Here is an 8723-nt window from a genome sequence, read left to right as displayed (position 1 = left end):
CTGAAGTCCGACCCACAAGGGTCTTTACTGCTGTCTGGATTCCCGCAAATGCGTGCGGATCAGGAAGGCGCCGCCGAGGCACAGTACCCCGCCGATGAAGGACACCAGACCGAGGACCAGGCTCAGCGTCATGCTCCAGTCGGCTTCAGCGCTGCGGTTGCCGGCTGCGTCGACGCCCATGGCGAGGGCTTCCTGCCGAAAGGTGTAGGCCGGCCAGGCGGTGTAGCCGATGGCGGTAAGGCCAAGGCCGAGGAACAGGATGCCGATGAAAAGGAAGGGGCCGAGCCGCAGCTTGCGGGGCTGTTTGCCGGTTTCGGGGGGCTTCTCGTCCGTCATGGCTGCATCCGTAAGGTGAAGGAGGCGAATGTACCCGACCGGACCGGTGGCGGGCGAAAAACCAGCACCGCTCGCCTGTTTCGTGATTTAGATCATACGGTATTACGCTTTGCCTTGACCTTCCCGGAGGAGCGTTCTACCTTGAACCATCATGATCCATAACGTCTTTTCCTGGTGGTCCCTCCTGTGCGCGGTGAGTGTGATCAACATCGTGGCCTGGCTGCTCTCCGCGGCGGCCCTCAAGCGGCGCCAGCCCCTTTTGCCGGCCGATGCTTACGCCGTGCGGCGCATGCAGTTGTTGCTGTCGGCGGGTTATGTGCTGGGCTGCGCCTTTCGTTCGGTGCTGCCGGTCTTCGATGTGCCGCGCCTGTGCCTGGTCGATTCGTGGCTGTCGAGCGTGGTGGTCGGGCGTTCGGTGGCGACGGTTGCCGAACTGTGCTTCGTGGCCCAGTGGGCACTGATCCTGCGTGAAACCTCGCTGGCCACCGACAGCCGCGTCGGCCGGACCACGGCAGCCATGATGGTGCCGCTCATCGCCATCGCCGAAACCTGCTCCTGGTACGCGGTGCTGACCACCTCCAACATCGGCCACGTCTTCGAGGAAACCCTGTGGGGCGTCAGCGCGGCCTTGCTGGTGCTGAGCCTGGTGGAGATCTGGCCGCGCTGTTCGGCCCGGCTGCGCCCGCTGCTGGCCCTGTGGGGCAGCGCCGGGCTGGCCTACGTGTTTTTCATGTTCCTGGTGGATGTGCCCATGTACTGGGGGCGCTGGCTGGCCGACGAGGCCCGCGGACGCCACTACATGAGCCTCGCCCAGGGCCTGCTGGATGTCTCCAGTCGCTGGGTGGTGTCGCATCGCCTGGAAGACTGGCAGAGCGAGATGGTGTGGATGTCGTTGTATTTCAGTGTGGCGGTGTGGCTCAGCATTGCGCTGATCCACGCCCCGGTGCCCGAGCGTCGCCTTACTTCTTGATGCTCAGTTCGTTGATGACCTTGCTGACGCCGTCGACACCCTCGACAAGACGGTTGGCGCGGTCGATCTGTACCTGACTGTCGACAAAGCCGCTCAACTGGACTTCACCGTTGCGGGTGACCACGCCAATGTCCAGGCTCTTGACGTCAGCGTCGCTCAGCAGGGCGGTCTTGACCCGGGTGGTGACGATGCTGTCATCGACCTTGATGCCGACCGAGGTGACGCTGCCCTTCAGGCTGACCCGGTTCTGGACGCTCTTGGTGCCCGACACGTTTTGGGCAATGGTCGTCGCCCGGTCGATCTGCGCCTGGTTGTCCACAAAGCCGCTGAGCTGGACTTCACCCTTGCGCGTTTCCACCTTGAGGTCGAAGCTCTTCACGTCCGGGTCGGCGAGGAGGGCGGATTTGACGGTGGTGGTGATCACGCTGTCGTCAATCTCGGTGCCGACGGTGGTGCTCGGTGGCGGCAGGCCTTTTGATTCGTCGGTCTTGCTGCAACCGACGACAGCCAAAGTCATGGTGGCAGCCAGGGCCATGCTGATAAGCGATAAACCAATTGGGGTTTTCATGGGGGTTTCACCGTGGGACAGGTTGTGGGGCATGCCGCGCCCATGACAAGCGCCCCGGCGCAGTGAAGGCCTGCGCGGGGGGGCGGGGAAAGTCTTGCGGGGAGGCTTACTTGTCTTCGACGATCTTCTTGATGTCGGCCTTCAGGTCGCCAACGGCCGCCTGGGCCTTGCCGCCCAGCCCCTGGACGACGCCTTCCCGTTCCAGATCCTTGTTGCCCACCACCTTGCCGGCGATTTCCTTCACTTTGCCGGTGGCTTCTTCGACGCGTCCCTTGACTTGATCCTTGTTCATGGTGATCTCCGTACTGAATGGGCGCCTCCGCACGGGTTGTGCGGTACTCGCCATGAGCAAAGGATAGATAGTCGGGAGCGAGACTTCCGTGCGCTGGCGCTCAGTCGCCGCCGATGCGCAGGCCGGTCTTTTTGAGAATGGCGGTGGAGAACAGTACGTCGCGGGCGCGACAGGCGGAGCCGAGGAGCGCGGCGATTTCGTCGATGCGGGCCAGCACGGTGGACCGGTCGCCGGCATGCACCATGGCGAACAGGTTGTAGGGCCAGTCGGGCAGGGCGCGCGGGCGCTCGTAGCAGTGGGTGACGAATTCCAGCTGGCCGACGGCTTCGCCGAGTTCGGCGATGCGGGCGTCGTCCACGTCCCACACGGACATGCCGTTGGCGGTGTAGCCGATAGCGTAGTGGTTGGGCACGGCGCCGATGCGGCGGATGCGGCCGCTGTCGAGCATGGCGCCGAGGCGCTGCTTGACGAGTTCGGCACTGACGCCGAGTTGCGCGGCCAGCGCGTCGTAGGGCCGCGGCACGAGGGGCAGGCCGGCCTGGGTGGCGATCACCAGACGGCGGTCGAGATCGTCGGGTGCGGCGGATTCGTTCATGCCTTCAACCTCATATCCACGAAGAACTCGCGCAGCTTGGGAAAGGCGAAGACCGGCAGGCCGGTGTCGGCCTCGATGCGGCGGGTGGCGGCGTCGATGCCTTCCGGTGTTTCGGTGGCCAGTACGAACCACATGTTGAGGTGGTGCTCGCGGCGGTAGTTGTGGGCGATCTCGGGCAGTGCATTGACCCGCGCGGTGACTTCGTCGAAGCGCTCTTCCGGCACGGCGAGGGCGGCCAGCACGAAGCGGCCGCCGAGGCGTTCCACGTGAAACATCGGGCCGAAACGGGTCAGCACCTTGGCCTCGAGCATGCGCTGCAGGCGGGTGAGGAGTTCGCTTTCGGTGGTGCCGAGGCTGTCGGCGACTTCGCGGTAGGGCTCATCCACGAGCGGAAAACCACCCTGCACGGCGTTGATGATGCGGCGGTCGAGTTCGTCGATGACTGCGGGGGCGGGGCGGCTCATGCGGCGAGCCCTTGCGGGGCGCGGTAGCGGGCGCCGCATTGCTTGTAGCAGTCGGTGGAGAACAGCACCGCGCTCGGGAAGGCGCCGAGGCCGACCTGCTCGACGAGCTGGGTGCGGCGGGTTTCGACGGCGTCGCGGGATTGTCCGTGGATCATGCAGAAGAGGCTGTAGGGCCAGTCGGGGGAGGTCTGGCGACGGTAGCACAGGCTCACGCCGTCGTGGCTGGCGAGGCGGTGGCCGAGGGCGCTGACCTGCTCGGGAGGCACCGCCCACACGCACATGGCGTTGGCCCGGTAGCCGAGTTCGCGGTGGCGCACGACGACGCCGAAACGGCGCAGGGTGCCGTCGCCAAGCCAGCGTTCGAGGGTGGCCAGCACGGCGCTTTCGCTGATGCCGGCCGCGTCGCCCACCGTGCGGTAGGGACGCGGCACCCACGGCAGGCCGTCGTGGAGGGCATCGATGAGGCGCCAGTCGGCCGCCGGCAGGGGCTGGCGGGGGGCAATTTCGCCGATGGCGTGGCGGGTGCGGCGGCCGCTGGCCAGGTCGAAACCGAGGTCGATGTGGTATTCCTCGAGCAGTGGCAGGGCGATGGGCGGGCAGCCGGTGGCGGCACCCATGTCGGCCAGCAGCGCGGCCAGGGCCGGCTCGTCGGCGGCGCTGGCGACGAACCACAGGTTGTAGCGGTGTTCGCGCAGGTAGTTGTGATTAACGCCGGAAAAGGCATTCACGATGGCGACCACGCGGGGCAGCTCGGCCACCGGTACAGCCATCGCGGCGAGGGTGCTGGCGCCGATGCGGTTGGGGGCGAACACCGGCCCGACGCGGCTGACCTTGCCGTTGTCGCGCAGCAGGGTGAGGCGGGCCAGCACTTCGTCGGCGGCGCAGCCGATGCGCGCGCCGACGGCGGCCCATGGCTCCGTCACCAGCGGAAAGTCGCGCTGAAAATCGTTGAGAAGCGAGAAGTCGCAGGTGTCGGTGGCGATCATGTCAGAAGCCGATGCGCTGGCCGCGGGAGGTGAAGAAGATGCCGGAGGGCGCGTCGGCGGGCAGCTCCTTGCGGGTGGCGAAGGTGGCGGTGTCGATGACGGTGACCCGGTTGCTGTCGCGCGAGGACAGCCACACTTCGTCACCGCGGGGGGTGAATTCGAGATGCAGCACGGCCTTGCCGGGGCTGAAGGTGTGCACGACGCGTTTTTCGACGGTGTCGATGACCTGCACCCATTCGTTGTCGGGGAAGGCGAAGTTCACCCAGATCTGGCGTCCGTCGGGGCGGGCCATGACGAAGACCGGCTGGCCCTTGACCGGCACGCGGCCGGTTTCCTGCCAGCTGCGGGCGTCGGCGACGAGCACTTCGTGGCGGCCGATGGCGGGCAGCCAGGCTTGCCCGGCAGCCATCGACCAGCCGCGCAGGTGGGGCATCTTGAAGACCGGCAGCTTTTCTTCGCCCTTGCCGTAGCCGGCGAGGATTTTGGTGGCACCGTCTTCGGGCTTCCACAGGTCGAGCAGCGAGACGCCGTCCTCGCCGAACAGGCCGGCCAGGAAGTAGCGCCCGTCGGGGGTGACGAGGCCGTCGTAGGGCTGCTTGCCGGCCGGGTAGCGGGTGGTGACGGGCTGCCGCGGGTTGCTGAAGTCGGTGACGCGGATCTCGTTGGCGTCGAAGAGGGCGTAGACGAAGCGCTGGCCGGGCACATCGGCGAGGCCGACGACCCGCGAGAACTTGCCGGGGGCGTATTCGGCCGGTACGTCGGCGAGCAGTTCGAGGGTGTCGGCGTCGAAGGCCTTGATGCCGCCGGGCTCGTAGTTCTGGGCGACGACGAGGCGGCCGTCCTGCGACACGGAGCCGCCGATGGAATTGCCGGCCTGGATCACCCGCTTGGCGATCCGGCGGGTCAGCAGATCGACCTTGGTGAGCCCGCCGTCGCGGCCGAACACGTAGGCGTAGCGCCCGTCGCGCGAGAAGGCCACGTGGGCGTGGGACAGATCGCCCAGCCCGTCGATGGTGCCGAGGCTGGTGTTGTGGCTGTGTTCGACCACCTGCACGCGGCCGGCGGCACGTTCGATGACCACCCCCAGATCGCCGGTGCCGCGCAGGGTCTCGGGGGGTGTCGTGGCGCAGGCGGAAAGTCCGAGGGCCAGGGCAATGGCGGAAAGCAGGGGGACGGGGCGCATGGTCAGTGTCCGGTAGCGAGGGGGGGGAAGCCCTCTTTGAGACGGGTGACGATCCAGCCCGCTTCGGCTTCGTTCATGAAGCGCTGCCAGCCGGGCATCGCGGTGCCGGGACGGCCGTAAAGAATGGTGGCGATGAGGGATTCGTCGGGCAATGCGGCGAGACCTGCGGGCAGCAGGGCGGGCCCGAGCCCGCCGGCCAGCCGCATGCCATGGCACGAGCCGCAATCCTGGCGAACCATGTGAACCAGCGCCTGCTGGCGCTCCGGTTGCGGCTCGGCGGCGGGGGCGGCGCCCACGGCCAGGGCGGTCAGGCCGAGCAATACCGCCACGTGGAGAATCAGGGATCGGTCCATCTCGCACTCCTTCAGGCAACGCTGCCACAGTAGGTCGACACGGAAGTGGGGTCATTGACCCGAGTCAAGAAGGCCGGGTCAGCGTGGCCGGGCCGGATTTTCGCTATCCTTGGCCGCCGCCCGCTCGAGTTCGCCGATGCCCCAGACCCTTGCCGCCGCTGTTCACAGCGAATTGCTGATCAAGAAAAGCCGCTTTCTTGGCTGCGTACAGCCCATGGCTGATCGCGCCAGTGCGCAGGAGGTGGTGGCGGAATTGCGGGCCCGGCATCCGGGGGCGGCCCATGTGTGCTGGGCCCTGCTGGCCGGCGGTCAGTCGGCGGCGGTGGATGACGGCGAGCCGGGCGGCACGGCTGGACGGCCGATGCTCGACGTACTGCGGCACCAGGACCTGGAAGGGGTGCTGGACGGTGGTGCGCTACTACGGCGGGGTACGGCTGGGTGCCGGCGGCCTGGTGCGGGCCTATACCGACAGCGTGGCGCAGGCGCTGCTGAAGGCCGACAAGGTGCCCATCGTGCGTTTGACGGCTCTGCGTTGCCAAGTGCCCTACGCGCAGGAAGGGCTGATCCGGCGCGAACTGGAGGGCACCGGGGCGAGCCTGCAGGGCGTGGTGCATGGCGCCCTGGTGGAATTCGTCTTCAGCCTGCCGGAGGCTGCGGCCGCAGCCCTGGTGGCGCGCCTCAACGAGGCCTGCCACGGCCGCATCGGCTGGCTGGAGTGAGCTGCCTCAGCTCTTGAGGATCCACTCGACGACGCCCTTCAGGTCGCCATCGCTGATCTTGTCGGCTGCGTTGGGCGGCATCGGGATCGGGCCCCAGACACCGGCCCCGCCCTTGCGAACCTTGTCGCTGAGCTTGGCGACGGCATCGCCCTGGCCCTTGTACTTGGCGGCGATGTCCTTGAACGCCGGGCCGACGAGCTTCTTGTCGACGCTATGGCAGGCCATGCAGCCGGCCTTCTGGGCGGCCGGAGGGGGAGGGTCGGCGGCGAGGATGCTGCTGCTGGCGGCGGTGGCCAGCAGGGCGGCCAGGATAAGCGGATATTTCATTTTGATCTCCTTGTCAGCAGGATGCCGCTGGCCGGTTATCCGGCCGGCGGCATCAACGACGATCAGTAGATGTCGTGCTGGGTGTTATAGAGGTTGAAGTGGCCGGTCGGCGTGACAATGCGCGGATCCTTGATGACGGCCTTCAGCTTCAGGGTCTTGTCATCCACGACGACGATGGCGGATTCCTTGTTCTTGGCACTCCACACCGAGAACCATACTTCGTCACCCGCCTTGTTGTACTCGGGCTGCACCACGCGCTTGGCGCCGTCATCCTTCAGACCGGCCCATTCGGCGATCGGCAGGGTCGTGTAGCCGGCGGCCAGGTTGTTGATGTCGTAAACAGCAACCGACTGGGACAGCTTCGGATCCGGATTGAGCGGGGTGTCGGAGTACAGGTGCTTGGACTTCGGGTGGCTCTTGATGAACAGTGCGCCGCCGCCCGGGCCCTTGATCGACTCGACCATCTTCCAGGCGTATTGCTTGTGCTTGACCGGATCGGTACCGATCAGGGCGATGGTGTCGTCGCCCAGGTGACCGGTGGACCACACGGGGCCGTACTTCGGATGGATGAAGTTGGCGCCGCGGCCCGGGTGGGGGATCTTGCCCACATCGATGAGGCCGGCCAGCTTGCCATCCTTCATGTCGATGGCGCCGATCTGGTTGGACTGGTTGGCGGCGACCATGAAGTAGCGCTTGGTGCTGTCGAGGCCGCCGTCATGCAGGTACTTGGCGACCGGAATTTCCTTGGTCGAGATGGCGTTCAGGTCGGTGTAGTTGACCAGCAGGGTCTTGCCGGTTTCCTTCACGTTGACCAGGAATTCCGGCTTGAAGTGCGAGGCCACGATGGAGGCGACGCGCGGTTCCGGGTGGAATTCCTGATCGCCGACGGTCATGCCGCGGGTGGCCATGATCTTCAGCGGCTCGAGGGTATCGCCGTTCATGATCACGTACTGGGGCGGCCAGTAGGAGCCGGCGATGGCCAGCTTGTCTTCGTAACCCTTGAACTTGGAGGTTTCGACCGAACGGGCTTCGAGACCGGTGCGGATCTCGGCGACGTTGTCCGGCTTTTCCATCCACAAGTCGATCATGTTGATCTTGGCGTCGCGGCCGATCACGAACAGATAGCGGCCGGAGGCGGAGATGCGGGAAATGTGCACCGCGTAGCCGGTCTTGACGATGTTGATGATCTTCTTGGTGTCGCCGTCGATGAGTGCAACTTCACCCGTGTCGCGCAGGGTGGTCGAGAAGATGTTCTCGATGTTGTAGTTGTTCATCTTCTTCTTCGGCCGCTGGTCCGGCGGAACGATGACCTTCCAGGTGGCCTTCATGTCCTTCATGCCGAATTCGGGCGGCTGCGGCGGGGTTTGCTGCACGTAGCGGGCCATCAGGTCCACTTCGTCGTCGTTCAGTTCGCCCGAGGTGCCCCAGTTGGGCATGCCGGCGGGGGAGCCGTACTTGATGAAGACCTTCAGGTAGTCGGTGCCGGCGGCCAGGGTCTTGTCGGTGGTCAGCGGCTTGCCGGTAGCGCCCTTGCGCAGCACGCCGTGACAGCCCGCACAGCGCTCGAAGTAGATCTGGCGGGCCTTGTCGAATTCCGCCTTGGTCATCGGCGGGGCCTTCGGATTGATGTCCTGATACATCTCCACGTTTGCCAGGGGTGACCCGGCAGACTGGTACTTGGCTTCAGGTGCGTTGGTGGTTGTCTTTGCCTCTTCGGCGAAAGCTTGCGAGAGAGCCAGCGGCAGCAAGGCCACGGCAATCGCTCCGGTCTTCCACATTTTCATCGTCCATCTCCCTTGTTTGAACCCAACGAGCGGCCTATCCCGCTTACGGCGAAGAGTGCGCTTTGTGGTCATTCCCCTTCCTTGACTGGGGTCAAGTTCGAAAACGCCACCCGACTGTTAGATTGCGGCCGTCATGATTCCGGGAG

11 protein-coding genes and 1 pseudogene are annotated in these 8723 nt (G+C 65.8%); 2 read left to right on the top strand and 10 right to left on the bottom strand.

Going from position 1 to position 8723, the window contains the following annotated elements:
- Window positions 1-24: 24 nt before the first annotated feature.
- Complete coding sequence (locus ETQ85_RS21310; protein ID WP_148581079.1) at window positions 25-336, bottom strand: hypothetical protein; 312 nt, start codon at window positions 334-336, stop codon at window positions 25-27.
- Window positions 337-487: 151 nt separating this feature from the next.
- Here ETQ85_RS21310 and ETQ85_RS21305 point away from each other — a divergent pair, with 151 nt between their 5' ends.
- Window positions 488-1306 carry a hypothetical protein gene (locus ETQ85_RS21305; RefSeq protein WP_148581078.1) on the top strand — a complete coding sequence of 273 codons (819 nt, stop codon included), beginning with the start codon at window positions 488-490 and terminating at the stop codon, window positions 1304-1306.
- Here the strand turns inward: ETQ85_RS21305 and ETQ85_RS21300 are convergent.
- From ETQ85_RS21300 to ETQ85_RS21275, 7 genes are all read right to left on the bottom strand, one after another.
- Window positions 1296-1874 (bottom strand): BON domain-containing protein, encoded by a 579-nt coding sequence (locus ETQ85_RS21300; RefSeq protein ID WP_148581077.1) that lies wholly within the window; start codon window positions 1872-1874, stop codon window positions 1296-1298. The two genes, ETQ85_RS21305 and ETQ85_RS21300, sit on opposite strands and share 11 nt — an antisense overlap.
- A gap of 106 nt (window positions 1875-1980) precedes the next feature.
- The gene (locus ETQ85_RS21295; RefSeq protein ID WP_148581076.1) at window positions 1981-2166 is read right to left on the bottom strand and encodes a CsbD family protein; all 186 of its coding nucleotides are present in this window, start codon (window positions 2164-2166) and stop codon (window positions 1981-1983) included.
- A gap of 100 nt (window positions 2167-2266) precedes the next feature.
- Window positions 2267-2761, bottom strand: a complete 495-nt coding sequence (gene ahbB / locus ETQ85_RS26355) for a siroheme decarboxylase subunit beta (protein WP_187394805.1) — start codon at window positions 2759-2761, stop codon at window positions 2267-2269.
- On the bottom strand, window positions 2758-3225 hold the full coding sequence (locus ETQ85_RS26350; RefSeq protein WP_246128855.1) for an Lrp/AsnC family transcriptional regulator: 468 nt from the start codon (window positions 3223-3225) through the stop codon (window positions 2758-2760). Before ETQ85_RS26350 ends, ahbB (ETQ85_RS26355) begins: the two co-directional genes overlap by 4 nt.
- Entirely contained in the window at window positions 3222-4211 is a 990-nt protein-coding gene (ahbB, locus tag ETQ85_RS21285) for a siroheme decarboxylase subunit beta (RefSeq protein ID WP_148581075.1), read from the bottom strand. Before ahbB (ETQ85_RS21285) ends, ETQ85_RS26350 begins: the two co-directional genes overlap by 4 nt.
- A 1-nt stretch (window position 4212) precedes the next feature.
- Complete coding sequence (locus ETQ85_RS21280) at window positions 4213-5394, bottom strand: cytochrome D1 domain-containing protein (protein WP_148581074.1); 1182 nt, start codon at window positions 5392-5394, stop codon at window positions 4213-4215.
- Window positions 5395-5396: 2 nt separating this feature from the next.
- On the bottom strand, window positions 5397-5747 hold the full coding sequence (locus ETQ85_RS21275) for a c-type cytochrome (RefSeq protein ID WP_148581073.1): 351 nt from the start codon (window positions 5745-5747) through the stop codon (window positions 5397-5399).
- A 136-nt stretch (window positions 5748-5883) separates the two neighbouring features.
- Between ETQ85_RS21275 and ETQ85_RS27375 the strand changes: the two are divergent.
- Window positions 5884-6466: pseudogene (locus ETQ85_RS27375) on the top strand (IMPACT family protein).
- Window positions 6467-6472: 6 nt separating this feature from the next.
- On the opposite strand, the gene ETQ85_RS21265 reads toward ETQ85_RS27375, so the two are convergent.
- Both ETQ85_RS21265 and ETQ85_RS21260 read right to left on the bottom strand, forming a co-directional pair.
- On the bottom strand, window positions 6473-6793 hold the full coding sequence (locus ETQ85_RS21265) for a c-type cytochrome (protein ID WP_148581072.1): 321 nt from the start codon (window positions 6791-6793) through the stop codon (window positions 6473-6475).
- A 62-nt stretch (window positions 6794-6855) separates the two neighbouring features.
- On the bottom strand, window positions 6856-8577 hold the full coding sequence (locus ETQ85_RS21260; protein WP_148581071.1) for a nitrite reductase: 1722 nt from the start codon (window positions 8575-8577) through the stop codon (window positions 6856-6858).
- Window positions 8578-8723: the final 146 nt, after the last annotated feature.

This window comes from Zoogloea oleivorans, from assembly GCF_008107625.1.
Lineage (GTDB): Bacteria > Pseudomonadota > Gammaproteobacteria > Burkholderiales > Rhodocyclaceae > Zoogloea > Zoogloea oleivorans.
This window is presented reverse-complemented; position numbering and strand designations above follow the sequence as displayed.

What these genes read in the sequence shown, in the direction of transcription:
- ahbB (WP_187394805.1), bottom strand. Translation starts at nt 2,761, where the DNA reads ATGAACGAATCCGCCGCACCCGACGATCTCGACCGCCGTCTGGTGATC.
- ETQ85_RS21265 (WP_148581072.1), bottom strand. Translation starts at nt 6,793, where the DNA reads ATGAAATATCCGCTTATCCTGGCCGCCCTGCTGGCCACCGCCGCCAGC.
- ETQ85_RS21295 (WP_148581076.1), bottom strand. Translation starts at nt 2,166, where the DNA reads ATGAACAAGGATCAAGTCAAGGGACGCGTCGAAGAAGCCACCGGCAAA.
- ETQ85_RS21280 (WP_148581074.1), bottom strand. Translation starts at nt 5,394, where the DNA reads ATGCGCCCCGTCCCCCTGCTTTCCGCCATTGCCCTGGCCCTCGGACTT.
- ETQ85_RS21275 (WP_148581073.1), bottom strand. Translation starts at nt 5,747, where the DNA reads ATGGACCGATCCCTGATTCTCCACGTGGCGGTATTGCTCGGCCTGACC.
- ETQ85_RS26350 (WP_246128855.1), bottom strand. Translation starts at nt 3,225, where the DNA reads ATGAGCCGCCCCGCCCCCGCAGTCATCGACGAACTCGACCGCCGCATC.
- ahbB (WP_148581075.1), bottom strand. Translation starts at nt 4,211, where the DNA reads ATGATCGCCACCGACACCTGCGACTTCTCGCTTCTCAACGATTTTCAG.
- ETQ85_RS21305 (WP_148581078.1), top strand. Translation starts at nt 488, where the DNA reads ATGATCCATAACGTCTTTTCCTGGTGGTCCCTCCTGTGCGCGGTGAGT.
- ETQ85_RS21300 (WP_148581077.1), bottom strand. Translation starts at nt 1,874, where the DNA reads ATGAAAACCCCAATTGGTTTATCGCTTATCAGCATGGCCCTGGCTGCC.
- ETQ85_RS21310 (WP_148581079.1), bottom strand. Translation starts at nt 336, where the DNA reads ATGACGGACGAGAAGCCCCCCGAAACCGGCAAACAGCCCCGCAAGCTG.
- ETQ85_RS21260 (WP_148581071.1), bottom strand. Translation starts at nt 8,577, where the DNA reads ATGAAAATGTGGAAGACCGGAGCGATTGCCGTGGCCTTGCTGCCGCTG.